Here is a 25812-nt window from a genome sequence, read left to right as displayed (position 1 = left end):
TCAAAACGAAAAGTGCCAAGCCTCGTAAATCACTTTTGCGTTATCTGTTCGTTAGCGGTTTTCAACGCCAGCTTTAAACCGTCCGTATCCTTACAACCAATGTAAACATGCTTTCCATTGCTTAGGCTTAACTTAAGCGCTGAACCTATCGATGCATTATACAACCAACCATCGCTCAGCATTCGGATACCAATACCTTGATACCACTTGCTTTGATAAAACGATGTCTCTGTAATGTCTGACACTTCTACATTCTTACGCCAAAAACCAAAGCCGAAATACCAGCTTAGTACATTGTCTTTAACCTCAATTGTCATGGAGAAAAAGAGCAAAGCAATTAAACCATTGATGGCGTGAGCGATTAATGTCCCAGGGTTATTATCCGAGGTAACGACAATGAAAGCACTTATCGCAACAAGGATGAGCAGCAATCCCTTGTTGGATTCCTTACTATAAAACACAGTGGCAACTCCTATAGACAACGAACAATCAACTAACTAGCCAACAGTTATCTTACTGCAGCCTTTCTAAAAAATCGTAGCAAGTAATGCAGGCATACTCCCACAACCAAACCAAGTAGCATCGCCTTGATACTACCAACCCAAAGTATCAAACCAGAATAACCTTGTCCCGGACCTAAGCCTTGTTTATTAATCACATCGACAAACATAAAACCGTTCCACAGCACATGCAGTGAGGCTGTAAATCCATGCACACAAATTGCGATGGTTCCAAGTAACTTGTACTTGTTAATAACTGGTGCGCCACAAAAAATGACAACAAGCGCAAATGTAAAAATCAGAGGGCCAGACAGTACTAAAGTGAGTGTAATTACTTCAACGTGGCTCTCTATGCCATAACTGTATGTACAAAATACCATTGTCATTGAAAACAAAAGCGAAATGAGTGCGAACCATAGCGTTCTATTCATTGGGGTTCCCTGCCTTAATAGTGGGTTTAGGACAAATTCGATAATCGACAGGAAGAACTAATTACCAAAAATACGGCATGAGAAATGCCCTTGTTACTCTACTATTCGATGGACGACTCAGACTTTCATAAACCCAATGTAACGGAAGACTTAGAACACAAGCTAGATAACAAAAACACCTCTCACCTGCGCGCCTAACTACATACCTTTTTGAGCTTCCTGTTGAACCCAAACAACATTTTCGTTTGAAGTTGGAACCTCAAACCAAGACCAAAACAGATCTAACATTTCAGGTGTCATTTCATAAGACCTACCATTCAGTTCCGAGTTACGGCTGAATGCTCTCTCCTTGCAAGTCTCAAACGGAACATCAAGATAGTGAACTTCGCTGTCCACACCTAGGTTTGATGCCCAGCTTGTAAAAGAATCCCGATCAGACTCACGCCAAAAACCAAAGTCAAAAATCACAGGGACACCCAAAGAAAAGAGCTGCATTGCAGAGTCCTTGAATAAACCTTGTAACGTAGCCAGCCGGCTATCAAAAACCTCACGCTCCATATGCTCGCCATACAAAGGAATCATCCACTCATCGATTGAGAAACGAAAGGCGCCATGCTTTTCTGCAAGCGCTTTCGAGTAAGTAGTTTTACCTGAGCCAATAAAGCCACATACGAAGTAGATTTTAGTCATGATGCTCCATTAGTCTCCTTGTTACGCATGATTCTTTCTTTTAGAAGTGTACCAATACTGCTAACTACAAACGTAAAAGCAAAAGCCACAAGTGGTCGATAGAAATCAAACGCACCATCCGTCATAAAAAAGTACTGATGAATGGCAACACCAAAACCAACACCTAATGCCAACTTCAGATTCTTTAAAATTCCTTGTTTCATGTTCATTCCCTCGTAGAAAGCAACACTATGTATAGGTGTGAGTGACGTTATGACCAGACCTTAAACCATTGTTACATAAACACTGAGATTGAAGTAAGCCGAAAACAACAGCGCTGGGCATTAGTCTTAAATGCTATGTCGGGCTAATTTTTCCTGACGTTCTTGAGTGCATGTTTGATCTTGTCGTAAATAAAACTAAGAACCGCACCGACAAAGACAAATAAACTAAGGTCAATCAGAGCAAGCTTAAGACTGAACGGATCTGAAAACAGGTTATAGGTGAATCCCATTTGCAAACCAATAAATTTAGCTAAAAAAACTGTAGGTATGATAAGAAGTATATTCACGTATTACCTGAAAAATTGACTAGAAGTAGAGTTCTAAAGCACATACTACTTTTGCTCATTTTTCAGGCAAGGAAATAGGTCTCGATTTACCCTGAAATGGGGATGAAATATGAATTTCACCACGATGAGTGGTGCGCCCTGTTCAGGGCGGAGTAACGCAATGCCGAAGCAGCCTTATACTTCTTAAATGGCTAATACAAAGGCATAGTTAAAATGCCGTGTGTTGTGAATCACTCTTGAACAGCTCGGATGGATAATAAGCCCTCCAATCTAGTAAGATGAGGCTCAGACTTGCTATACGTTACTTCCAAGCTCAGAATTTGGCCTCAACTTATTGCTAAAAACGAACAGGCAACTAACCAAAATGCCTATCTCGAAAAGCTGACATAGAAAAGATGCTGTCTTAAACACCAGACCAGATTCCATCCAGGGCATCGCTATTTCCATTAGCACAGCGGCAAAAACCAAAGCATACCCAACCCATTGATGCCACTTACCTAACATGGGTGAAAAATGATAGAAAGCTAACAAATAGAGCACCGAAAAAAAAGGCATTATAAACCAAGTGAAATATTCAAGAATTTCAACTAACGAGCGACCAACTTCGCCCAAAATCGCCATTAGAATCGGGATAATAAAATTGAGTATCATGTAAAGAAACGGGTAGATAAGAATACCCAAGGTAAGATACCGAACCGACTTTTTAACTCTAGTTTCCACTTGTACTACCTTCTCAAGTTGGAGTAGCGCATGACTCCCAATTAACTTGCTTAGCAATACAAAGATTCAGCATTGTGCCATAAACACTAAAACTGGAGTAAAAGCAAAAATGCCAAGCGTTGGGAATCCCTCTTAAATTGCTTGTTATGAATCAGAATTTCTCGACAACTTGAGAAACTCACTACCAATATCATCTGAATAGCATGTTGCAATTTGCATCATTACAATTGCATCCATTGACGGTCTTAACATAAGTAACGCACTCGTCACTTGAAGTAGACTAATTGCAGTCGCATGAGCAGGGTCAGTCATCCCCGAATTACTCTGCCCCACAACTAATATATCTTCTTCACATTCTTCGAGAGCTAAACGATTTCTTAATCCTTTTGAGCCAGCGTGAATATTTTGGCTTGCCCATTTATAGTAAGGACGTAAGTGCTCAAGACCAACGTCTTTTTCAATTGCACCAAAGCCAACACGATTATGCGCAGGAAACAAATAAGCGGCCCATCCGTAGTGTCCTGAGTAACCTTTTCCGTATTTTTTAATTAGGTCATCGTAGACCTTTTTTACTTCTTGTATTTCTGTGTCTGTTGGTGCTTTTGCTTGAAGTCTGCTTTCATATTTCCGGTGCTCTTTCATGGCATCGTAGGAATCCACAACATCATGAAAGTAAAATCTTTCTGCACACTCTTGACCATGTTTAGCGATAAACAATGCAGTAGCACTCACTTCATGCAACGCCCTCCAGCGTGAATGCGCTGCATCAGGGAAACCATTTTTCATTAAGCATAAAATTTCATTTGCGATGTGGCAGGCTCTCGCATGATGACGAACTAAAAGATCAAATACCAAATCTCCTTGTTCCGCTGCTTGAGGGCGATGTTCAGAGTTTAAGGTTTCACCTGCTTCAGTACAAATCACGATATGAGTTTCTAGAAGATCAAAGCCTGACTTCCACCTGTCAACGTTCCTATCAGCAAATGAATTGTAGTCATACCTGCGATTTGAAAGCATTTCTGGCATCGAACTGGCCAATGATGCACCTATTGCATCTACGAAATCAGGTGTTATATCTGCTATTAGCATTTCTATATCCAAATCTTTAGCTTTATCTGGATTTTCGGCAATCAAATCTTCAATGAACTTCTCGAATTGTTCTTGAATAGTGCTCATAAGTCTCCCTGATTCATAACAGCTATTAGACTGAAAAATTCTGCATTCAAATACAGAATCATTCTATCTAGTTTCATATGCATATTAATTTACCACGATTAATCACAGCAATTCAGTGACTTAAAACATAGATAGACTCATTGAATGACAAAATGCAGAATATTTCTATATAGTATGAATTTCGCAAAAACCCCGCTCTACTAGATATAAAAACAGTACCACTACACATACCCCAAACACAAAAAAGCCTGCCATCTATGCGAACATAAATGGCAGGCTTTATACGTTAATTAAATTTGTTTGTGGCTAGCTTACGCGGCTTCGAATGCGAGGGCTTTCTTCTCTACCTGACGGAAGATCAGCGTTAGTATGCCGTTTACTGCTAAGTAGAATGCGCCAGCAATGCCGAACACGGTTAGCGTGTCGTAGGTTTGGCCGTTGATACGCTGAGCGTAGCCCATCAAGTCCATGATGGTGATGGTGCTTGCCAGTGACGTACCTTTGAAGACTAGAATCACTTCGTTCGAGTAAGCTGGAACGGCGCGGCGTAGTGCATATGGCAGTAACACTTTAAGCGTTGCTACTTTGTCCATACCTAGTGCACGACACGCTTCCCACTGCCCTGCTGGAATGGCGTTGAATGCGCCTCTGAACAGTAGCGTGCTGTATGCGGCAGTGTTCAAAGCTAATGCTAACATTGCACAAAACCAAGGTTGGCTTAACCAAGTCCACATGAAGCTTTCACGAATCCAATCGAACTGCCCCGGGCCGTAATAGACCAAGAAGATCTGCACCAACAATGGTGTGCCGGTGAACAGCGTGATGATGCCACGTGTTAAGCAGTGAATCGCAGGTATTCTTAGGATTAGCGTTACCGTCATCAGCAGTGACAAGATACAACCAACCAGCAATGAAGCGCCTGTAAGTTGAAGACTGGTCACTAAGCCTTCAAGCATTTGAGAGAGGTATTGTTGATTCATGCCATTGCCCCTTTGTTACCCAAACCTTGAATAGAGAACTTACCATCAATCACTTTTACCAATCTTTGTGTGATTAAAGTGATGACCAAGTAGATTGCTGCTGCTGTCGCGTACCAAGTAAATGCTTCGTGCGTTGCAGCGGATGTTAGTTGTGCTTGTTTCAGCAAATCTGTTACGCCAATTAGCGAAACTAATGCAGTGTCTTTCAGTAACACTAACCATTGGTTGGTTAACCCTGGTAGTGCGTGTCTTACCGCTTGAGGTAACACGATACGAAAGAATGCACGAGACTGAGAAATACCAAGTGCGCTTGCTGCTTCTCTCTGCCCTTTGCTTACTGCTTTCAAAGCACCACGCAAGGTTTGCGAAGCGTAAGAAGCAAAGATAAGTGACAGTGCAACAACACCAGATAAGAACGGGCTCACTTCTATGAAGTCGCCAGTGATCATGAACAGAACTTGTGTCGAACCAAAGTAGATAAACAGTACGACCAGAATTTCTGGTAAACCACGAACAATCGTCACAAATGCAGTCGTTGGCCATTTGATTGCAATACGACGAGACATCTCACCACTTGCAAACAAAACTGCTAGAACCAATCCAACCAATAGGCTTACGAACGCAAGCTGAACAGTCATCCAGCTTGCTTCGACGAGCCCTAAAGAGTAACCCGTTAATTCCATAAATTACTTACCGAAGTACTTGTTGAAGATCTTGTCGTATTCGCCGTTCGCTTTCACTGCTGCAAGTGCAACGTTAAGCTGGTCTACAAGTTCTTGGTTGCTCTTGTTTACTGCGATACCAAAGCCGTTACCGAAGTACTCTTGGTTTGTTACTTGGTCGCCTACGTACGTTAGGTTGTCTTCTTTCTTGAACCATTCTGCTACAACGGCTGTGTCACCGAATACAGAATCGATACGACCGTTCTTCATGTCGATGAATGCATCTTGGTAGCTTGAGTAAGGTACCGCTGTTACGCCAGTCATTTGCTCAAGTAGGAAGCTCTGGTGAGTAGAACCGTTTTGAACACCAACACGCTTGCCTTCTAGTGCTGCTTGGTCTGCGACTTTGCCTTCGAAAGAGATGAATGCTGCAGAGTTGTCGTAGTATGCGTTAGAGAAGTTCACTTGTTGAAGACGCGCTTCTGTGATGTCCATTGCCGAGATAGCCGCATCGTAACGTTTGAATTTAAGTGCAGGGATCAAGCTATCGAATGCTTGGTTGTGGAAAGTACACGTTGCTTTCAGCTCTTCACAAAGTGCGTTTGCTAAGTCTACGTCAAAACCCTGAATTTGGTTGTTCTCATCCATGTATTCGAATGGTGCGTACGTTGCTTCCATCGCGAATTTGATTTCTTCTTGAGCTGCTGCGTTAAAAGAAGCAAGGCCGATAAGTGAAGCTAGTAGAATCTTTTTCATTTTGTTACTCCGAATACTGTGTAATAGCGGCCTGTGGCCATTCTTATAATTTGATTGTTTTAATTGATGTTGTGTTTAGCTAGATCTAGTGAGTCAACTTTCTTTTAATAAGTGACTTACTTAATGAGTCAGATACTCGGCAAACTCAGGTGTCTGCGGATTAACGAATGAATCGCTGGTGCCGTGTTCAACGATGTACCCTTTCTCTAGGTACAGAACGTGGCTAGCAATCTTCTTCGCGAAATCGACTTCATGCGTCACGACCACTTGGGTAATGCCCGTTCCGCTCAATTCTTTAATAATGCTCACGACTTGGTTGGTGATCTCAGGATCAAGCGCCGCTGTTGGTTCATCAAACAACAACACATCCGGTTTCATCATCAGCGCACGTGCAATCGCAACACGCTGTTGTTGACCGCCAGACAGTTGAAGTGGCCAAGCGTCTGCTTTGTCGGCAAGTTGAAGTGTCTTTAGGACTTCTTGCGCTTGCTTAATCGCTTCTTGCTTATCCAAACCCGCCACTTTGGTTGGTGCTTCAATCAAGTTTTCCATCACCGTCATGTGTGGCCATAAGTTGTATTGCTGGAACACCATGCCGACTTTACGACGAAGTTTAAGCCCTTGCTTCTCTTGGATCTGACCAGCAAAGTCGAATTGCTCGTTAGCAATGTCTAATTCGCCGTTGTCCGCGATTTCTAGCAGGTTCAAAACTCGCAGTAGTGAACTCTTGCCTGCGCCGCTTGGGCCAAGCAATACCAAGGTTTCGCCACTCTCACAGTCGAAACTGATGTCGTGAAGAACTTGGGTATCACCGTATGATTTGTTGATGCTCTTTACTTGAATACTCATGCCATAATACTGCATTAATTGTCATTTGTTGGTTATTCTATTCAATCCGAGGTTTTATGCAAGAAAAATGTATAAAAAACTACTTTGTTGAATTTTTGTAACAAATATCGCACAAAAAACAGTCGCTATAACTGGTCTTACAACCAAAAATTGCAAGCCATTGATAAGGTTAGTATCGAGATAAAAAGCAAACGTTTTTCTATCAATTTATAAATCATAACTCGATTACTAGTTTATGAACGCACTCCCCTATTAACGCTAATTTACTTGCATAAAAATTAGGGTTAAACCCCCTACTTTCCTATCGAACTGACTGGATCAGAATGCTTAGTTTTCCTTTAATGTCGTTTCGAACTATGCACTTGGTGATGATCAAATATTGGAAATTGAGTTTCCTAGGGAGCGTCACGGAGCAATAAATGCTTTAATGGGTTCTATTCTCAACAACAAGTACTTCCCAACGAACAACACGCAGTACAGGCAATAAGTCATAAGTAACAAGCCATAAGCAACAAGCAACAAGCCATCTATTTTTAAAGCGACAACACATTAAGGCAGTCATATGCAAAACGATGTCTCTTCTACGCTCGACTCAACTCAGCGATCGACTCAAAAAGCGCCAGACCCCAAACCTGAGAAGAAAAGCCTCAGTATTTTGTTTGAGCTGAGTAAATTCATTCAGCCTTATAAAGGTCGTGTTATTGCTGCGTTGATCGCGTTGATCTTCACAGCGAGCTTAACCCTTTCAGTCGGACACGGTATTCGCCTTCTCATCGACCAAGGTTTTAGCCAACAATCACTCTCAGATTTAGGCAGCGCAATTCAGTTCATCATGGTCGTGGTCGTATTGATCTCGATTGGTACCTTCTTCCGCTTCTATTTGGTTTCTTCTGTTGGGGAACGTGTGAGTGCGGACATTCGTTTATCGGTTTTCAATCATGTCGTGACGCTGCACCCGAGTTACTTTGAAACCAACGGCAGTGGCGACATCATGTCGCGCATCACCACGGATACCACTCTGCTTCAAAGTATCATAGGTTCATCGTTCTCTATGGCGATGCGCAGCGCGTTGATGTGTATTGGTGCAATCATCATGCTGTTTGCGACCAATATTAAGCTGACGTTGATTGTATTGGCCTCGGTGCCATTTATCTTGATTCCGATCCTTGTCTATGGGCGTCGTGTAAGAGCTTTATCTCGCCAAAGCCAAGACTCCATGTCTGATGTGGGTTCTTACGCAGGTGAGGCAATTGAGCACATTAAAACGGTGCAAAGCTACAGCCGAGAAGAGCAAGAGAAAGCGTCATTCGCGGTAGAAGTGGAAAAGGCTTATGAGATTGGTCGCCAGCGTGTAAAACAGCGCGCGATTCTTATCTCTGGTGTGATTGTTATCGTGTTCAGCGCAATATCAGGGATGCTGTGGGTTGGTGGTAGTGATGTCATCAATGGCACCATGTCGGCTGGTGACTTAGCGGCGTTTGTGTTCTACGCAATTATGGTTGCTTCATCGTTAGGTACGATTTCTGAAGTGATGGGTGAACTGCAACGCGCGGCAGGTGCGACCGAGCGATTAATCGAGATCCTACAAGTTGAAAGCCATATTGTTGCGCCAGTTGCGAATCCAACTTCGCTTGCTAACGTAACGCCAGAAGTTGCATTTGATGATGTGACCTTCTGTTATCCATCAAGACCGGACCAACCCGCAACAAGCAACCTCACGCTTACTGCCCATGAAGGCAAAGTGTTGGCACTGGTTGGCCCGTCTGGCGCAGGTAAAACTACCCTGTTCGAACTGCTGCAACGTTTCTACGACCCACAAGTGGGTAAGGTCACCTTAGGCGGTGTTGAACTGAATCAGTTTGATCCTAACGAGCTAAGAAAGCAGATGGCATTGGTACCGCAACAACCTGCTCTGTTCAGTAACGATGTGTTCCATAACATTCGCTACGGCAACCCGCAGGCAACAGACGAGCAAGTGATCGAAGCGGCGAAGAAAGCGCACGCACACGAGTTCATTCAAAACCTACCTGATGGCTACAACAGCTTTCTTGGTGAACGTGGTGTAAGGCTTTCTGGTGGGCAGAGACAACGTATTGCTATCGCACGTGCCATCTTGAAAGATCCAAATATTCTATTGTTGGATGAAGCAACCAGCGCACTAGACAGTGAAAGTGAGCATCACGTACAACAAGCGTTAGAAGAGTTAATGCGTGGCAGAACGACGATCATTATCGCCCATCGATTATCAACAATTAAACACGCCGACCAAATTGCGGTGCTCGATAAAGGACAACTAGTAGACATCGGCGACCACCAGTCTCTCATCAATAGCTGCGAATTGTACCAACGCTTGGTTGAGCTGCAATTCAAACACCTTAGTGCCTAACTATTGAGTGGATGTGCAACTAAGTCACTGACATTGTGTGGTTTCAAGCTTCAAAAACTTAAATCACGCGTGTTGCAGTTTTGTTAATTTAGCGGTAGGGTTTTTATTCCAATAACAACTTATCCCTACATAACAATAAGAGAGTTCGCATGGAAGCACTATTATCTGACTACCCGGTAGTAACAGAAATCCCTGTCGCGTGGGGAGAAATGGACGCACTCAATCACGTTAACAACGCTGTATATTTTCGCTATTTCGAAACCGCTCGCTTAGATTTTTTCAAGCACGTCGAGCTGATGGAAGAGATGGCGATTACCAAAGTTGGTCCTGTTCTTGGTGACACTTACTGTAAGTATTTCCGCCCAGTCACGTATCCAGATACCTTGATGGTCGGCTCACGTGTTACCGATATTCAAGATGACCGATTCACCATGGAATACGCGATTGTCAGTAAGGCTCAACAGAAACTGACGACCGTTGGCACTGCGACTATCGTGATGTTTGATTTTGCTTCGAACCAGAAAGCCCTGCTCTCGCTGCGCTTAACCAATGAAATCGAAAAGATGAACACGTTGAAAAGCCCATGCTTCAAACAAGAAGCCGTGACAGAATAACGTATTCGTTGGTTGAGAAAGATTCAGAAAGTTTCAGACATTAAAAAGGCCACTCGATTGAGTGGCCTTTTGTTTATTGGTTCAGAGTGCTTATAAGCGGTTGAGCGTTATAAACCTTGAACGCTCTTTGCGTTAGAAGCTATAAGCCTTACAGCCCATAGACATTGAACCCTATAAACCTTGTACGCTATAGACCTTGCACGTACTGAGCATTAGTTCGAACTTCAACCATCTGCTCTAGGTTCTGTTGTGAACCTTCAACGCCGTTCAGTAGCGCTTCGAAATGCTTGATAAGCTCAACTTTGTCTTTCACTTCTTTAGAACCTGCACCGATGTTGGTTAGGTCAATGAAGAACTCGTCGAACAGACCAGAGAAGTCAGTTACTGCGTCGTGGTTCAAGAACTGCTCGTGGTTGTAAATGCTTGGGTAGCCACCCTTCTGTTTATCAACCGCAAAAGAGATGCCTTTCACGTTGGTAATCGTGGTCGCTTTCTCACACTTCAACATACAACCTGCTTCGATGCTTGGCTTGTTACAACCCACGGTTCTTTGGAAGAAACACTGACGGCTGGTCATCATCAAGATTGGGTGGTAAATGCTGTAGAACAGTTTGAAGTTCTCTGGGCGACGAATATGACGAATCTGACCTTTGTTGATCTCGTTCGAAATGAATGCGCCTGCACAGTTTAGCTCTTCTTTCAGAGTAACCAGTGCGTGAGAGTTGGTCGTGTTCATGAACGGGCCTGCAACCCACTCAATACCCATCTCGTAAGCTTTGTAAGCAATACCCGTGTTGTTGGTTACGATGCGAGCTGGCTTGATCTCTTCAAGAATACGAACCGCTTCGTCGTAATCTTTACCGATCAATACCGCTGGGAACCAAGGAATCAAACGTGGGTTTGCTGCCAAGATGTCGATGTACTTGTTACAACGCTTCTTGAAGCTTTCTGGAAGTTTGAAGTAAACATCCGCGTCAGTCACGTCACACAGGTGTAAGTCTTCTACATCGGCGATAAGCATCGACATAGTCGGCTTCTCGTTCACTTTAGGGTGCTGAGGCAGTGCTGGCACTTCAACGTGCTTAATCACTTCCACAGAGCCGTTCAGAATGAAGTCGATCTCGCCTTTTAGGTCTGAAACTTCTTTTAGAGGAATCAACAAGCCTGCATCCACTTCACTGAAGTCGTGGCTTTCTAGCGTGTGAACTGCACTCTTCACGTTTTTGAAGCGCTTCTCAAGTAGCTCTTGAGTAATCGCCTTCTCTTCAACCGCTTTCAATAGCGATTTAGATTGAAGAGTAAAGTTCTCTTTTGGCGTGTTCACAGTCACCGTAAATGGTTGACCCACTTTTGCGCTGAACGACAGTGCTACTGGTGTCTTGCGAATATCAAGGAACTCGATCTTGTCACGCATTTCGTTACCAAGAACGTCTTTCGCTTGGTGAAGTTCGTTGGTCACTTCTTGAATCTGTACAACTGAGATTTCGTTGTTCTGCTCCGTCGCTTTTTCAACAGCGTAGTTCATGCTGTTGTCGCGCGGGTTATCGATGAACATGTCTTTCGTTAGGTTGCCCTTTAGGAAAGAGTTGGTGAAATCACGGTTGAATACTTTGTGTAGGTTCGAATCGTCTTCGATCAACAAACCACTTTCTACAAAGCTATCAATCTGTTTACGCCATGTGTCTACCACAGTGTAAACGTAGTGTGCGCCTTTAATACGGCCTTCTACTTTCAATGAGTCGACTTTCGCATCAACCAATTCAGGTAGGTCGTAGTAAGCTGAGTTATCTTTCAGGTTAAGTGGGAACTTGTTGCCCGCGTTGGTGATTTCGTACTCATCACGACACGCTTGGCTACAACGACCACGGTTACCTGAGTTACCCACACTTACTGAGCTTGAGTAACATTGACCAGAGAATGCGATACACAGAGCGCCGTGTACGAACACTTCGGTTAATACGTCGTGATCGTGTGCCACTTCCGTCAGCATCTTGATTTCAGGCAGGTTCAACTCACGAGACAAGTTAACGCGCGTCGCGCCAATCTTAGACAAGAACTTAATCTGACCTTCGTTGTGCGTAGTTAACTGAGTCGACGCGTGAACGTCTAACGATGGGAAATGCTTCTTAACCAGGTTGAATAAACCCAAGTCTTGAACAATGATGCCGTCCACTTTGGTGTTCACAAGCTGGTTCAGCAGTTTGGTGATGCTCTTAGTCTCGTGCTCCAGTAGCACAACGTTAAGAGTCAGGAACACTTCACAGCCGTATTCATGAGCAAGGCGAATCACACCATTCAATTCGTCTAACGACAGGTTAGAGGCTCTGTTACGAGCGTTGAATGTGTCTAAACCACAATAAACTGCATTAGCACCCGCTACGATGGCGGCTTTTATCGCTTCTACATCGCCACCTGGGGCTAATAACTCAATTTTTCTGCTCATTTTTGAAGTCGCTCACTTACTTATAATTTTTAAGCCGCGTATTCTACCCACATCACGATCTCTTTACCACCGTACAACACTTTTCAAACTAAATGACCTCAATAATGCCGAACGAATCCGATCTACCTATCCTTTATTCTTTACGCCGTTGCCCTTATGCAATGCGCGGACGAATGGGCATCGCACTATCACAGCAAAAAGTGTTACTTCGAGAAATCGTTACCAAAGACAAGCCTAGCGAACTATTGGCCAGTTCGCCAAAAGGAACAGTGCCTGTATTGGTGTTACCCAATGGACAAGTCATTGAACAGAGCTTGGATGTGATGAACTGGTCACTTCAACAAAACGATCCTCAAGATCTTCTGCGTTCAAGCAATCCAACGCTTAGCGAACAAGTTCAGCAGCTCATTAAAACCAACGATGAAGAATTTATTGGTCACTTAGAAAGGTATCGTGCATCGGTTCGTTACCGAAACATCGATGTTGAACAACGCCGACAAGCCTGCGAAACCTTCATTAAGCAGTTAGAAGTGCGACTTACCGATCAGCCCTACTTTTTTGGAGAAAGCCCAAGCTTGGCCGATTTTGCGGTGATGCCTTTTGTCAGCCAGTTTGTGCGGGTCGAAAAGAAGTGGTTTGTGCAATCTGAATACCAAAACGTAGGACGTTGGTTAAGAGCGCACTTGGAAAGTAAGCTCTACACCCAAGTCATGAAGCAATACCCTTTGTGGAATGAAACCAAGCAAGATTGTCTTTTTGGATAACTTAAGAGAATTTTGGGTGACTTAAGGGTATCTAGGGTGATCTAGGGGAATTCTGGAATAGATAATTCCTAGGTATTAAAGTAGTTACGTGACACTTTATCTTCTTTGTAAAGAACAGATATTCAAAGGCTTAACTGGGATTCCGTTGTCTCTTTACCGGTAACGACTGTCTCTTAACTGGCAAACACAGTCTAAGCTAAGCCTTTTGTTCATTTTAACCTGATCACTGAATCGCTATCGAAATCTCGACTTCAGTTTCACCTTTGTATAGTTCAAAATCTGTCGTGTAAGTTCTCACATGTGGGCAGTCAGCAGCGCTGAAATACGCCCACACTTCACCCCATAGGTCGATCACAGCTTGTGGTAATTCACCTTCAGCAGAAAACGTTAAGTATTTACCTGCTTGTATTTCGGTTTCTACAAGCGTATCAACATTCTGATCCGTAAGTGCATTAGTACACGCGATAACATCAAATTCGCCCGTAAAGTCAGACTCGTAGTTAGTGTAAACGCCATACACTTTTGAATCCGGTGTTAATTTCGGAAATGCTTGGTCAAAAAAGCCCTGCCACAATTGTCCTATCTTGGCTCTTGCTGGGTCCATCTCATCGGTATTGGTGGTTCTTACTGAAAAACCATACGCCTTTACGGCTTCTATCGTTTCAACTTTCATTCGTTCTATTCCTAAGCCAATTGACGATCTAACTGTATTGAATCCAATGTTTTATAAGATAACGATGCTAATCTTGTATCTCTTTATGGCCACATTTTTCACAGACAAGGTGACGAGAAAACTCATCCATTGACGCGACAAACGGGCCAAGGAACCAACCTTTTATCATGCCTGCCCAAAACTCACTTCGCTTTTGGTTAGGTTTGTCTGCAAACGCACTCGTCTTTCTGACCAACACAACAACATGTTGTGTCTCTTCTCTGCACGCGGTGCAATAGCATTGTTCTATGGTTCTATTCATTTGAAAGCCTATGACGTTTTGAATGAAACATGCTGAAAGTGAGGGTTGTCGACACAGACATCCAATGTCGCTATTTGAGTTAATACGACAAGTTGTTGCTCGCCTTGAGTACTGACTTTAATGCACTCTTCACGGCTGTCATTGCGCTGGGTATCTAACCCGACACATTCAATCTGCTCGCCAGACTTCAGCGTTAACTTGATTGGGTATCGGTGCATACACACAATTTCAATATAATCGTAATCGTTGCAACTAATCATAATACCCCTCCAATTCATCCACCACGCTAATGCGACACGCCATACTATGCAATATGCATATAATCAATAAGTTACTCGTATCACAATCGCATTGCCATAATCAGATTATTGAGTAATTTGTTAAATTTAATCTCGTTCTCACCATTCACATTTCATCTGTGAACGACAATTTAAGGCTTCAAGAATCCTTTCCAATAATGGTACAAACCACCAATGTCTGAAGAACACATTAGCGACATTGCGCCTTTGATTTGTTCTTCGCTCCATTCCCACCATTTCATTTCTAGCAACTGAGCGATTTCAGTCTCATTGAAACGATAACGGATATGGCGTGCTGGGTTTGAACCGACAATCGAGTATGGCGCGACATCTTTAGTCACAACCGCTCGACTTGCGATGATTGCTCCGTCACCGACCTTAACACCACTCATGATCATGGCTTCTGTACCAATCCACACATCGTTACCAATCACGGTATCACCAGAGCGTTCAAAGCCGTCTATCGCACCTTCAAACTTCTCATCGTCTTGATAGAAAAACGGGAAGGTACTCACCCACTGGTTTTGGTGGCCTTGGTTGCCCGCCATCATAAACACGGCGCCAGAACCAATCGAGCAGTAGCTGCCAATGATCAGCTTATCGATGTCGGTTCTATCCGGTAATAGGTAACGCGCACAGTCATCAAAGCTGTGGTTATGGTAGTAACCCGAGTAATAGCTGTGCTCGCCCACGATGATGTTCGGGTTGGTCACTTGTTCTTTGAGTGACTTTCCAACAAACGGGCTTTCAAAATAGTTTTTCATGGTTGTACTCTTAGTTTCGTTCTTTTAGTTAGGTACTTTTGTTGCGTGTTGATGGTTGTAACTTGTTTATATTAGTGTAAAGGCAAACGTGCCCTATCGACCGCCTGCAATATCAATAAACGAGCCGGTGACATACGAAGCTTCGTCTGATAATAACCACGCGATAGAGTTCGCGACTTCTTCTGGTGTGCCACCTCGTTGTAACGGTAACTGCGAAGCTAGTCTGTCTACGCGATCTGGCTCTCCGCCGTCTGCATGCATCTCAGTATAAATACAACCTGGCCTTACGCCATTCACTCGGATATTGCGTGAAGCTAATTCAAGCGATAAGCCTTTGGTGAGTGAATCCATCGCACCTTTCGATGCTGCGTAATCCACATACTCAAACGGTGCGCCAGTACGAGAAGCGGCAGACGATACATTCACAATCGAACCCGCGCCATCGGCTTGTTTGATAAAGGCTTTACTGCACAGAAAGCAGCTTGATACGTTGGACTTCATCACCTTTTCAAAGCGATCCAATTCAATATCAACCAATGGTGACTGGGTAAACAAGATCCCGGCATTATTAACCAAGTGAGTCACTGGACCTAGCTTGTTACGAGCAATCTCGAATAAGGATTTCACGTCCGATTCAACAGACACATCCGCACGCACACTAATCGCGGTTCCGCCTTGTTCGCGAATCTCATTCACTAGATCTTCAGCTCGCGACTCATTGTGTATGAAGTTAACGCATACAGCATAGCCTTTACTGGCCAACAATTTAGACGTTGCTGCGCCAATGCCTCGGCTTCCGCCGGTTACAACCACTACCTTGCTCAATGAAACCTCCTAATGTTTACTTATTCTGTGCAACCTGATTGTTCGTGACAAACTGATCGTATCGATACAAACTAATTGTTCGATACGATCTGAACCCACTGCGATCGCCACGCCGGCGCTTCGAATGGGTCTGGCCAAAACTCAGTTTGCTTTTGAATTAAACCGTCAACCACCGTGTGAAAGGTGATCACTCGGCCTTTCAACACACTGTCAGTGACCGAAACGTCCGTGACTACCGTATCACCTTCACAGACAATCGAATTGAGCGTGAACTCCCAAACACCATTGGCTGGATATTCAGAGTTGATTGCCGTGAAGTTGTGGCGGCCTACCGTCAATTCAGACGACTGAGGCCAATAGCCTTCAAAATCTGCGGCTAGCCATTCGCTTGCCTTGGCAAAATCATTACTGCGCATTGCATCCCAAAAACCTAATACCACTTGTTTTGGTGTCATTATTCTTCCTTAAAGTCATTCAGGTGTGGTGATTTTTAAATGTCTGCTTCGTTATGCGTACTTGCTAATGATCGTTAAAAGATCATCGACACTGTTAGCAATGTAATCGGGCTTGGTTTGCCAATTTTCAGGTTTCGATCGGCTATAACCTGCTGCAACGGTAATCACTTTTGCGTTTTTACCCAGCGCGGCTTCAATATTGCGAGCAAACTGTGTGTCCGCTTCATGGTCACCGATGTACATCAAACAAAGCTCGTTAGTCGGATCGGCGCCAAATATGTTCTCGACACATTTCACACCACCAAATGGATGGGGTTTTTGGTTGCCGTTCGAAACATCGTCATAACCCACTACCGATTTAAACAAATCGCCGATGCCATAACTGTCGAGCACACCACGAATATTCAATTGAGAGTTTTGAGAGCAGATCCCATGAGGAAGATGAGCAAACTGATTAACCACGGTTTCCATTCCTTCAAACAAGGCGACGGCTGTTTGGTTTTTCTCTTGATGCTCTGCCCACATTCCACCAGCGATCAACATTTCATCGTGTGATAAGCCGTAATAGTCGATATATAAGGCTTGCCAGTTTTTAGCCCCGTGGTTGGCTTCATGATAAAGCGCTTCGCTGAGCAAATATTTAGGTAAGTTATCACCTGACAAGTGTGGCGCGACTAAAGAGATAATATCTTTTGTGATTGCGATATTCTTTGGAAGGAATTGACTATGGTTCCATCGTAATCCCACAGGGTGGCATCTAACTTCATACACTATCTCTTTGTTTCGATTAGTAATTTGAATTTATCATTCATAAGCCTATTTAGGGCAATTTTATTGTCTTGAATTTCGAAATTTGTCGAATAGAAGCAAAGCTAGAGAACAAACCGTTACTAGCAAACAAAAACCAAACAGTGTTTGCTCACATCACTGCTTTATCAATTGCAATATATGCGTATAATCCCCGCTCCATTGCGCTATCGCCGTTAAAAATAGCGCCATTCAACATTTTTAATGAGTACCCAATGTCGAAACTATTTTTCAAAGGCCGTATCGAAACAAGACAGAACCACGTTCTTGCTGGCTACAACGTAAACCGCGATGTGAAAGCGGGTACTGAAGAATCTCCAATCGCAGTAATGGTTCAAACTGAAGCGCGCAAAGCAGAAGTTGAAGCACTAGCCGCTGAAAATACTATCTTCGTTACTGTTACAGTCGACGAAGACAAAGAAGAGAACACCATCGAGCTTGATACTCTACTGAACAAGCCAAAAACGATGACGTTTGAAAAGACCCCTAACCGTAACGATCCGTGTTCTTGCGGCAGCGGTAAAAAATACAAGAAGTGTTGTGCATAAGGCTTCTCACTCAAACTGCCAATAGCACGATGAGTTAAGTAATATCTAACGGGAAGATCATTGAGGTCTTCCCGTTTTTATTTGCCTAAGCCAAACTCACAAACTCACAAACTCAGTCGAGGTTGTCTGGTGTATTCAGATATGTTCCACATTGGGTACATTTGTAATCACCTGTCGCGCCCGAACCTGTAACACCAAAAGATAGAAACTCCGATAAAATTCGTTGGAGTAAGCTCGGTTCTTTATCTTCAGCTTGTGGTGCCTTTTGCACTTGGCTACTGAACATCGTGTACCTATGCAGTGTAAGTTCCTTACAGTTACAGCAGAACGCTCTCGTCTTCTCACTTCCATACATAATATCTATAGCCTTAATTCAAAGCACAAATTCAACACATGGCAAATATGCCACATGTTGAGTTAAATCTATATATTTTCATGAAGTTATGAGCAAATTAAAGCGTTTCAAAGAAAGGTAAGCTCTCGACTGTTAAGTGACGTGTTGATGAACAAAGTTATTCAATTCAGTCACGCTTCTGATGATGTAAACCTCTTTCTCTTTAGCACGCAATTCTAACTGCGCTTTAAAGTCGTCATTCCAAAATTTAGGACACAGTTTTAGTGTCTTATAACTTTGTATCGTGCCTTTTATAACTGAACTTCCATCAGGCCAGCCTTCAGGTTTAACGAATAGACCTTTGAGCATTCGCTTGGTTACAAACCAGTAGCTAATTGAATAAGGAAGGTCGATATAAACCAAGGTATCAGCTGCATCTAAACGTGTGTTGAACGATCCTAGAGGGCCAAAACCATCGATGATCCAGCTTTCTGACTTAAGTATGCTCTCATGAGCCTGCTCGAATACTTCACGTTCAACAAACTCTCCGTTGGCCTTATAAACAATAGAATCTAACTGGTGAAGCTCTATCCCTGTAGCTAGTGCTAACGCCTTGCTGATTGTGGATTTTCCACTCCCAGGCTTGCCAAAAACCGCGATCTTTTTCATATGACTTCCTCTATTCAGATAAAACCCATAAGACAGCGACAAAAAACCCACCTTACGGGTGGGTTCGATAAACAAAGCGCATCAACAATCCCACCATTCCTATGGAATGATGATAATTCGTTGGTTAGATGGCGCTAAATTCAGTTTCATAAAACTACTTTTATATACTGTTGCTTAATTGTCAACACAATGACTAATGGGCGATATCATCGTCATATCGCACCCATTAATAGTCTTAATGAGTGCTTATTCGTCTTGGTTATTTTGCTTTCTTTTTCGTCACTGTCGCTTCTGATAGCTTGCTTAGCACACCCGATACTTTCTTAACGACCTCGTCACAGCCATTGATCGCGTGACGCTCTACCAAGTAATTAGGATCGTTGTAAGACAACCATACTTTCTTATTAGAATCCTCAGTGACTAACACCTTCTGCGGTAAATCTATCGCGACTTCTTGAGCACATTGCATTAATGGTGTCCCTACTTTCGGGTTACCAAAGATGATGACTTCCGTTGGTCTCAATTCAAGATCGACCTTACTCGCGTTTTTCTGATGGTCGATTCTCGCAAACAAGGTCAAACCTTTGCTCTTGGCGATTTCTTCAAAGCGGTCAGCGGTCTCTTTCACTGAATAATTACTTTGGTATTTAATCAAACCATCAGAAGCCGCAGCTGAAAATGATGCCGAGAGTAAAATGGCGCATAGTGGTAGTAATTTTTTCATCGTCACCTCTGAGATTTAACCTAATCAAACTTACATTCATAGCGCCACTTCCAAATTCAGCGACGTAACCCATGTCAGTATAGACGCGATTCCATTCTCAGTTTGCAGAGAGGATCACTTTTCTAATGCGTCTTATTATCATCAGTTTACCTAGGGTTTATTCACATCGTTAACTCATGGAGTAACTTAAAACAAGAGAGCTAATACATATAGCCAAGCCAATCAATATCCCCTAAAGGCCATTGTTTTCCGTTCAATGGCTTTACATATAGGTCATCAATTTCTTCAACAGCGACGCCATAACTAAGGTGCTCATGAAGTCTTAACCAAGAGTTAGTACTAGTAATTTGGATATACCCTTGTGAGGAATAGAAATCATGAAGATCTGATATCAAAATAATGAAATCGACATCCCTATTCTTTGCATACTCATCCAATTCACACAGCATAGATTTACCAACACTTTGCCCTCGGACATTCTCAGCAACACAAAAATCAATAACACCTAATACTTTGTAAGCACTGTCACCAACACTGACCATACGGTAATCAAGACCAAGGTAGCCGACCAGTCGTTCTTCACGGTATTGCAGAGCTCGCATATGAGGGAGTTGTTTATAATAAGAACGCTCTACCTGATGATCGGGGAAAGAGCTATTTCTCAGAGCGGTAATGGCTTGATGTTGCTTTTTGGACACTTCGATTTCGGATATGATTTCCATACAGTCCCTTGTAATTTCTGACTCATATTTATTATTGTCATGAGATTTACATCAAATGTTCATACCCAATCAGTGCCACGACTTAGTCCCACATTTCTCACATTGGTATTCGTAATCACTGTCTACATAAAAACCGGGAACATTATGGTCACCTCTAAACAATAACGTCACCAGGTACTCCATCAACACGCCTAACTTCCATTGTTTCTTTTCAGATTCAGCGTCCGCTTTAGATTCAGCATCGGAAGCGCTAACAGCAAGGTGCGGGGTAAGTGCGTCGCACTGCTCACAGTGATAAGGGTGTTTAATATACTTATTATCAAGCATTTATATAAGCCAACTGATATTTATAAATTTGATACATACTAACAACTTATCACTCGGTTCTCGAACTTATTGTTGTCCACTAGAGTTTTATTAGAAAGAAATGAGACACAAGGTAAGTGCCATGCATCTTGAATCAGTTACCATCGAGATCTCCCTCATTGAAAAGCTAAAGCTATTCTTACGCTAAGGATGAAATTAACTTTTACTTTAATAGCCCTTTTTCCGCAGCACCTTCAAGTTGCACTTCTAGCTCTTTCCATAAGGCACGACTGCCTTTAGAAATACGCTCGCCATTGAAGGTCAGTACTTTGTCTTTGGATATGTTGTGCTTCTTCCAGCTGTGACCACCACCATGGATGTTATGAAGCAAAGGCGGCACTCTATCGATCGCCTTACAAAATCTAGCTTCTGGTGACTCACCGGCTTCGAACTCAAGCCATAAATCCAAATACTCGCTTGTTGAATGGCTCGGCAATGATTTCAGCAACCGCTCGACGCAGTTTCTCTCTTTGAGCTTGTTTTCTTCGGTTTCACTGGCATAAATGATGGTGTCTCCGGCATCGATTTCCCCAAGATCATGAATCAGCAGCATCTTCATTACTCGCGTAATATCGATTTCTTCATTGGCATAGTCTTTCAACATGAGTGCGCTCAAACAGACGTGCCAACTGTGCTCAGCGGAGTTTTCATATCGATCCAATCCAACCGGTTTTGTCTGTCGATGAACATCCTTTAATTGTTCAATCTCGACCATGAATTGCAGAATGCCTTTGATTTCTTCCACGATGAGCTTCCTTAACTTAAGTTGATGATTTATCGGAGCTGAGAGTTAACTTAGCGACAAAGAAGCGTTACTCCCAATGAACCGACATTTTGTAATACGCAACACCCGATTTTTCAAATTCAGAGCCTTCTACAGCCATCCCAAACTTTTGATAAAAACCTAAAGCCGTTGTGCGCGCATCGCACCAAAAATATTGGATGTTTGATTCTTTGAGGTTAGAGATGGCATGATCAATCACGTTTGAACCGATTCCCTGCCCTTGGAATTCAGGCAGCGTGGCAAACTTTCTCAGCCTCGCTTCATTGCCTTGGATATAGATAGACGCGACACAAACCAACTGCTCACCAACAAACGCGCCGTAATGCGTTGCTTGTTCGTCATCTGGCACCATACAAAATGACATCGGTTTATCAGGCCAAAGCACTTGATGCCTAACCGGAAGTACCTCCGTCGCTGAAAGCTGTTTTATTTCCATATTATCTCCAATGTTCAGAAACCTACGTAAGTATGCAAGCTTGAAATGAAGCAAATCCTTTTCAACATTAATTTACTATTGAGTAGTCTTGGCATACATTTCACAAACGACTTCGACGTTTAGAAAATTACTTGTGCGCCAAAAAGGCTGGCGTTCAAAACCTCGAGTTGCATTTCTTTGTTTGTAGCCATCCGGATTGCGACCAAAATAAGATGTTAACCTTGCCGTCATATCATTTTCGAGCGAAATTCCGCTAATCGAAATATCGTAACCGCCCTGACATGGAGATACCCATACCCTCCCATTAGCCCCACTCAAACTAATATTCTTTGTTGTTATTTGTTGCTGATGTAGAACCAAAGAAACTGGCAAACGTTTATTTAAATCAGACACTATTCTATTCATTAGGGCATAAAGAACTTCAACTTGATTCATTCGGGATCTCTAGTAACGACTAAACATTGAAACAGAATTGGATGACGCTACCATTTGAAATTATCTATTGCACCGTAAACAAAGAACTCAAATTTGATTTTTCAATACTTAGAGCTAAGTTGTAGCTCACATCCTAACTTTAGATATCAGCTATCTGTATTCCATTAAATGATAACGCTCTAATCCCTCTCCTTTTGTGAATGAGATAACAAAACCTTGCGACTGGTAAAAGCCAATAGCATGTTCATTGGCAGTCAAACACTTCAAAGTCAGATCAGTGTAATGTTGTTTGCAGGTATTGAGTAAAGCAGAGCCTACTCCAGAACGTAGCGTTCGCGGGCACACATAGAGGTGATGGATGAAACTCTCAGGTTCCCAAACAGAGGCAAAACCTAAAACCTTGTCGCCAGAAACAGCCACCCATATCTGCTCACCTTCTGTATCTAATTCGAAATCGGATAACTCAAAAGCGTCGGCATCAGCCCAATGAAAGGTGTCCTGTCTTGATTCTAGATAGAGCGCCTGTAAAGCGGTTAAATACTTGGGTTGATACCTTGTGACTTCCATGTCGCTCCTGCCTATCCGTATGACCAGAATTAAGGTTGTTGACTAAGCTTTTCTACCTGTTAGCCATAGGGTGTTCAGGGTTTAACTGAAGCAGATCCCACAAGTTACCGTAAAGATCTTCAAACACAGCAACGGTGCCGTAGCCTTGCTCTTTAGGCTCTCGGACAAAGTTAATGCCCAAAGACGTCATGCGTTCGTAATCACGCCAGAAATCATCGGTGTTTAAGAATAGGAATACGCGTCCACCAGCTTGGTTGCCGATGAAATCGAGTTGCTCTGGCTTGGAAGCTCTAGCAAGTAACAGGCTCACACCGGTTGAATTTGGTGGAGCAACAACAACCCAGCGCTTATCTTCTTCTGGCAGATACGTGTCTTCGATGAGATCAAACTTAAGCTTGTTTACATAGAAATCAAGCGCTTCATCGTAGTCTTTTACCACGAGTGCAATGTGGACAATATTCTGTTTCATAACATACCTTGTTGGGGTTTTAGCTGCAGGGAATGATGCCATGAAGCAGGTAAAGACACTAGGTGTCGCATCATAAATCGTAGTATCTCGTCCGTCACAATCTAAAAGGTATACATCATTTATAACTGCCAGAATCCGAGCTCGACGCCACCTTGAATGACAATGGCACACATCCCGTGACGTGGTAACTCCATTGGCGGCACCGCAACTTCGGCGCCTAGTTTCTCGGCTGCAGTTACTGCAGACTGAATATCCTCAACCAACGTGTAATGACGAACAGTTGGTTCTTCAGTTTCACGAAGCGGTGCTCGAATGCCAATTACCCCGCCATTAGATAGCTTTGCAGTGCGCGCCCCACCAAGGTTCACATCTGCACCACTGAATTTCACGTTGTAGAGCTGAGCGTATGTTGCACAAACGACATCGACCTCTGGGGTAACCACTTCAAGATATTGAACCTTCATCAAATTTCCTTCTCGTGTTCTTTAAGACTCTCAACCTGCATACAGCTGTGCAGGTGTTTCTCATCAATAATTTATTACTAAGCAATTCGACCGCGCATGATAAATTGCGGGCCTGCTGCGCCACCTAAATACTGTTGATTGATATCTTCGAAGCCGCCTTTCTTATAACAGTTGAATGCTGCCGGATTTTTGCAATTCACAGTTAAGTAAATCGACTCATACGCTGAGTAATTCGCTTTTAAATACGGAAACAAAGCCTTCACCGTGCCTGTTCCTAAACCTTTACCTTGCTGGTTTTTATCAAGCACAAAAGCTCTCAAGCCAATGCTTCCTTCAGGGCAGAATTCGTAGTGCTCTGCGTAAGCGATATCCAGCTTAAAGAAACCCACAACTTCGTTATCAGACTTAATCACGTGCAAGTGCGTCGTTTCACTGCCGTCTAATAAAAACTCTGCAGCTGTACCAGCGAACTTAACCTGTTCATCGGCGAGTTGGATGGCCTGAACTAACGCCACATGTGAATCTTCAAGCCTTTCGATAGTTATCATTGTTGTTCCTTCTGTATAACACGCACGAAAAACCGACTAGAGCTCATCGCTAGTGTCTCGAAAACCGTAGTTTGGGAAATGCAACCTTAGTACTCAGTTAATACGTTTAGTCCATCCAATAATTTAGAGCAAAGACCAGCATTTGGTATCCAACCAAAAGGTCATGACTTAATGAATATCTTGGCAGAGCCTAAAGAGATAACCGTCAGGAGTTTGAACGATGAACTGCTTCTGAGTCGCGATCGAATCCCCACATTGATAAGACTTTGACTCTAACGCTAAGTAAATAGAATCAGCGGCGCTTTCGTTAACTCTCTGATAAAGTGGTTCGATATCGATAACATCCCATTGGAAGTTAACACCACGCCCTAACGGAAACTCCAGATCACCTGAAAGCCATTTTCGACTTTTGCCCGCAATCCCTTCAAGCATCACATCAACACCGTCAAGCGTTAGATAAACAAACTCTTCATCTGAGCGCTCGTATTTCACTTCAAACCCCAACACATCGACAAAGAAGGATTTGCTCACATTAATATCGAAACAATAAAGCTCTGGAACTACTCGTAATGTCATGATTTACCTATTCACTAAATAGCGAGAGATTAGTAAGAATCTAATCAGGATTTCCACTCTAATATAGAGTTAATTAATCTGTGTACTTTAGCTAGCTTTATAAAGCCTTTCGTTAATCTCCCAAAGCGCGTTTCTGTTTGAGTCATATGTTAGAAGTTCAATAGCTTCTTGGTAGTCGCACCAACGGTAATCTGTGTGTTCACTTGATAGTTCAGGATCTTCTGTGACTTTAACTGAGAAGGAATGCTCAGGAATGACGAATGGATGCTCAGTCCAATTGTAGTTCCCTGCATAAAAGACTTTTGGAAGCATGCACATTGAATCAAGCTGCTGCCAGTTATCACCGACTAACTGAGTTTCTTCAGAAAGCTCTCGTTTTGCTGCTTCAAGAATTGATTCATCATTTTCGCCACCACCGGATATTGCCTGCCATACACTATTGTCACTTCTGCGTACGATTAAAAACCGAGGTTTGGTGTCGACTATTTGATAGGGAAAGACTAAAACTTGAAAAGGTGCTCTCAT

At 43.0% G+C, this 25812-nt stretch carries 35 protein-coding genes and 1 pseudogene; 4 read left to right on the top strand and 32 right to left on the bottom strand.

Going from position 1 to position 25812, the window contains the following annotated elements; all coding sequences use genetic code 11:
* Positions 1-29 precede the first annotated feature (29 nt).
* The 10 genes from AB4185_RS04850 to artP all read right to left on the bottom strand — a co-directional run bounded on the left by AB4185_RS04850 (position 30) and on the right by artP (position 7314).
* A complete protein-coding gene (locus AB4185_RS04850) occupies positions 30-482 on the bottom strand; it encodes a hypothetical protein (protein WP_102333316.1) in 453 nt (150 codons plus the stop codon).
* A 26-nt stretch (positions 483-508) separates the two neighbouring features.
* Positions 509-931, bottom strand: coding sequence for a hypothetical protein (locus AB4185_RS04845; protein WP_102333315.1), 423 nt, complete (start codon positions 929-931; stop codon positions 509-511).
* Between the two features lie 198 nt (positions 932-1129).
* Positions 1130-1621: an ATP-binding protein gene (locus AB4185_RS04840; RefSeq protein WP_102333314.1), complete on the bottom strand. Its 492-nt coding sequence runs from the start codon at positions 1619-1621 to the stop codon at positions 1130-1132.
* Positions 1618-1824, bottom strand: coding sequence for a hypothetical protein (locus tag AB4185_RS04835; protein WP_372135012.1), 207 nt, complete (start codon positions 1822-1824; stop codon positions 1618-1620). The genes AB4185_RS04840 and AB4185_RS04835 overlap by 4 nt, the downstream gene beginning before the upstream one ends.
* A gap of 641 nt (positions 1825-2465) precedes the next feature.
* Positions 2466-2891: a hypothetical protein gene (locus AB4185_RS04830; protein ID WP_372058637.1), complete on the bottom strand. Its 426-nt coding sequence runs from the start codon at positions 2889-2891 to the stop codon at positions 2466-2468.
* Between the two features lie 144 nt (positions 2892-3035).
* Positions 3036-4067 (bottom strand): DUF5677 domain-containing protein, encoded by a 1032-nt coding sequence (locus AB4185_RS04825; RefSeq protein ID WP_372106276.1) that lies wholly within the window; start codon positions 4065-4067, stop codon positions 3036-3038.
* Positions 4068-4378: 311 nt separating this feature from the next.
* Complete coding sequence (artM, locus tag AB4185_RS04820) at positions 4379-5047, bottom strand: arginine ABC transporter permease ArtM (RefSeq protein ID WP_372135010.1); 669 nt, start codon at positions 5045-5047, stop codon at positions 4379-4381.
* Positions 5044-5730, bottom strand: coding sequence for an arginine ABC transporter permease ArtQ (artQ, locus tag AB4185_RS04815; protein WP_017061822.1), 687 nt, complete (start codon positions 5728-5730; stop codon positions 5044-5046). Before artQ ends, artM begins: the two co-directional genes overlap by 4 nt.
* Before the next feature lie 3 nt (positions 5731-5733).
* Positions 5734-6465: a lysine/arginine/ornithine ABC transporter substrate-binding protein gene (locus tag AB4185_RS04810; RefSeq protein WP_054546341.1), complete on the bottom strand. Its 732-nt coding sequence runs from the start codon at positions 6463-6465 to the stop codon at positions 5734-5736.
* A 120-nt stretch (positions 6466-6585) separates the two neighbouring features.
* A complete protein-coding gene (gene artP, locus AB4185_RS04805; RefSeq protein ID WP_004733840.1) occupies positions 6586-7314 on the bottom strand; it encodes an arginine ABC transporter ATP-binding protein ArtP in 729 nt (242 codons plus the stop codon).
* A 562-nt stretch (positions 7315-7876) separates the two neighbouring features.
* Here artP and AB4185_RS04800 point away from each other — a divergent pair.
* Together AB4185_RS04800 and AB4185_RS04795 are read left to right on the top strand one after the other, a co-directional pair.
* Positions 7877-9700 (top strand): ABC transporter ATP-binding protein/permease, encoded by a 1824-nt coding sequence (locus AB4185_RS04800; RefSeq protein ID WP_372135008.1) that lies wholly within the window; start codon positions 7877-7879, stop codon positions 9698-9700.
* A gap of 149 nt (positions 9701-9849) precedes the next feature.
* The gene (locus AB4185_RS04795; RefSeq protein WP_017061819.1) at positions 9850-10314 is read left to right on the top strand and encodes a thioesterase family protein; all 465 of its coding nucleotides are present in this window, start codon (positions 9850-9852) and stop codon (positions 10312-10314) included.
* A 187-nt stretch (positions 10315-10501) separates the two neighbouring features.
* Here the strand turns inward: AB4185_RS04795 and AB4185_RS04790 are convergent, their stop codons facing one another.
* Positions 10502-12757 (bottom strand): peptidase U32 family protein, encoded by a 2256-nt coding sequence (locus AB4185_RS04790; protein WP_372135006.1) that lies wholly within the window; start codon positions 12755-12757, stop codon positions 10502-10504.
* Between the two features lie 173 nt (positions 12758-12930).
* Here AB4185_RS04790 and AB4185_RS04785 point away from each other — a divergent pair, with 173 nt between their 5' ends.
* Positions 12931-13521 carry a glutathione S-transferase gene (locus tag AB4185_RS04785; RefSeq protein WP_240799499.1) on the top strand — a complete coding sequence of 197 codons (591 nt, stop codon included), beginning with the start codon at positions 12931-12933 and terminating at the stop codon, positions 13519-13521.
* 223 nt (positions 13522-13744) lie between these two features.
* Here AB4185_RS04785 and AB4185_RS04780 read toward each other — a convergent pair whose 3' ends face one another.
* The 7 genes and pseudogenes from AB4185_RS04780 to AB4185_RS04750 form a co-directional block, all read right to left on the bottom strand.
* Positions 13745-14194: a GyrI-like domain-containing protein gene (locus tag AB4185_RS04780; protein ID WP_102319784.1), complete on the bottom strand. Its 450-nt coding sequence runs from the start codon at positions 14192-14194 to the stop codon at positions 13745-13747.
* Between the two features lie 67 nt (positions 14195-14261).
* Positions 14262-14495, bottom strand: a complete 234-nt coding sequence (locus AB4185_RS04775) for a hypothetical protein (RefSeq protein ID WP_017068340.1) — start codon at positions 14493-14495, stop codon at positions 14262-14264.
* 8 nt (positions 14496-14503) lie between these two features.
* On the bottom strand, positions 14504-14755 hold the full coding sequence (locus AB4185_RS04770; RefSeq protein ID WP_017068339.1) for a Rho-binding antiterminator: 252 nt from the start codon (positions 14753-14755) through the stop codon (positions 14504-14506).
* Positions 14756-14925: 170 nt separating this feature from the next.
* Positions 14926-15558: a type B chloramphenicol O-acetyltransferase gene (gene catB / locus AB4185_RS04765; RefSeq protein WP_017063920.1), complete on the bottom strand. Its 633-nt coding sequence runs from the start codon at positions 15556-15558 to the stop codon at positions 14926-14928.
* Positions 15559-15651: 93 nt separating this feature from the next.
* Positions 15652-16383, bottom strand: coding sequence for a glucose 1-dehydrogenase (locus tag AB4185_RS04760; RefSeq protein ID WP_017063921.1), 732 nt, complete (start codon positions 16381-16383; stop codon positions 15652-15654).
* A gap of 71 nt (positions 16384-16454) precedes the next feature.
* The gene (locus AB4185_RS04755) at positions 16455-16838 is read right to left on the bottom strand and encodes a nuclear transport factor 2 family protein (protein ID WP_372135004.1); all 384 of its coding nucleotides are present in this window, start codon (positions 16836-16838) and stop codon (positions 16455-16457) included.
* A gap of 51 nt (positions 16839-16889) precedes the next feature.
* A pseudogene (locus AB4185_RS04750) lies at positions 16890-17605 on the bottom strand (HAD family hydrolase).
* A 255-nt stretch (positions 17606-17860) separates the two neighbouring features.
* Between AB4185_RS04750 and AB4185_RS04745 the strand changes: the two are divergent.
* The gene (locus AB4185_RS04745) at positions 17861-18193 is read left to right on the top strand and encodes a PBPRA1643 family SWIM/SEC-C metal-binding motif protein (RefSeq protein WP_372135002.1); all 333 of its coding nucleotides are present in this window, start codon (positions 17861-17863) and stop codon (positions 18191-18193) included.
* A gap of 112 nt (positions 18194-18305) precedes the next feature.
* On the opposite strand, the gene AB4185_RS04740 is transcribed toward AB4185_RS04745, so the two are convergent.
* From AB4185_RS04740 to AB4185_RS04675, 14 genes are all read right to left on the bottom strand, one after another.
* Complete coding sequence (locus AB4185_RS04740; RefSeq protein ID WP_029235167.1) at positions 18306-18548, bottom strand: hypothetical protein; 243 nt, start codon at positions 18546-18548, stop codon at positions 18306-18308.
* 132 nt (positions 18549-18680) lie between these two features.
* The gene (locus AB4185_RS04735; RefSeq protein WP_065583646.1) at positions 18681-19196 is read right to left on the bottom strand and encodes an adenylate kinase; all 516 of its coding nucleotides are present in this window, start codon (positions 19194-19196) and stop codon (positions 18681-18683) included.
* A 259-nt stretch (positions 19197-19455) separates the two neighbouring features.
* Positions 19456-19920: a DUF302 domain-containing protein gene (locus AB4185_RS04730; protein ID WP_102333304.1), complete on the bottom strand. Its 465-nt coding sequence runs from the start codon at positions 19918-19920 to the stop codon at positions 19456-19458.
* A gap of 200 nt (positions 19921-20120) precedes the next feature.
* Positions 20121-20642 (bottom strand): GNAT family N-acetyltransferase, encoded by a 522-nt coding sequence (locus AB4185_RS04725; RefSeq protein ID WP_136974254.1) that lies wholly within the window; start codon positions 20640-20642, stop codon positions 20121-20123.
* Between the two features lie 69 nt (positions 20643-20711).
* Complete coding sequence (locus tag AB4185_RS04720) at positions 20712-20969, bottom strand: hypothetical protein (RefSeq protein WP_017066541.1); 258 nt, start codon at positions 20967-20969, stop codon at positions 20712-20714.
* A 202-nt stretch (positions 20970-21171) separates the two neighbouring features.
* Complete coding sequence (locus AB4185_RS04715; RefSeq protein WP_017063928.1) at positions 21172-21753, bottom strand: HD domain-containing protein; 582 nt, start codon at positions 21751-21753, stop codon at positions 21172-21174.
* A gap of 67 nt (positions 21754-21820) precedes the next feature.
* Positions 21821-22228 carry a GNAT family N-acetyltransferase gene (locus AB4185_RS04710; RefSeq protein ID WP_102333302.1) on the bottom strand — a complete coding sequence of 136 codons (408 nt, stop codon included), beginning with the start codon at positions 22226-22228 and terminating at the stop codon, positions 21821-21823.
* A gap of 75 nt (positions 22229-22303) precedes the next feature.
* Positions 22304-22663 (bottom strand): histidine kinase, encoded by a 360-nt coding sequence (locus AB4185_RS04705; RefSeq protein WP_102333301.1) that lies wholly within the window; start codon positions 22661-22663, stop codon positions 22304-22306.
* 150 nt (positions 22664-22813) lie between these two features.
* Positions 22814-23230, bottom strand: coding sequence for a GNAT family N-acetyltransferase (locus tag AB4185_RS04700; protein ID WP_102333300.1), 417 nt, complete (start codon positions 23228-23230; stop codon positions 22814-22816).
* A gap of 52 nt (positions 23231-23282) precedes the next feature.
* Entirely contained in the window at positions 23283-23699 is a 417-nt protein-coding gene (locus AB4185_RS04695; RefSeq protein WP_017061801.1) for a VOC family protein, read from the bottom strand.
* A 119-nt stretch (positions 23700-23818) separates the two neighbouring features.
* Positions 23819-24163: a VOC family protein gene (locus tag AB4185_RS04690; protein ID WP_017061800.1), complete on the bottom strand. Its 345-nt coding sequence runs from the start codon at positions 24161-24163 to the stop codon at positions 23819-23821.
* A 77-nt stretch (positions 24164-24240) separates the two neighbouring features.
* Entirely contained in the window at positions 24241-24711 is a 471-nt protein-coding gene (locus AB4185_RS04685; protein WP_017070703.1) for a GNAT family N-acetyltransferase, read from the bottom strand.
* Positions 24712-24879: 168 nt separating this feature from the next.
* Positions 24880-25287: a VOC family protein gene (locus AB4185_RS04680; RefSeq protein WP_102333299.1), complete on the bottom strand. Its 408-nt coding sequence runs from the start codon at positions 25285-25287 to the stop codon at positions 24880-24882.
* Between the two features lie 87 nt (positions 25288-25374).
* Positions 25375-25812, bottom strand: coding sequence for an NUDIX pyrophosphatase (locus tag AB4185_RS04675; RefSeq protein ID WP_102333298.1), 438 nt, complete (start codon positions 25810-25812; stop codon positions 25375-25377).

Source organism: Vibrio sp. 10N.286.48.F5 (assembly GCF_041469785.1).
Classification (GTDB): Bacteria; Pseudomonadota; Gammaproteobacteria; order Enterobacterales; family Vibrionaceae; genus Vibrio; species Vibrio crassostreae_C.
The sequence above is the reverse complement of the archived record's forward strand: the minus strand, read 5'-3'. Positions and strand labels throughout refer to the sequence as shown.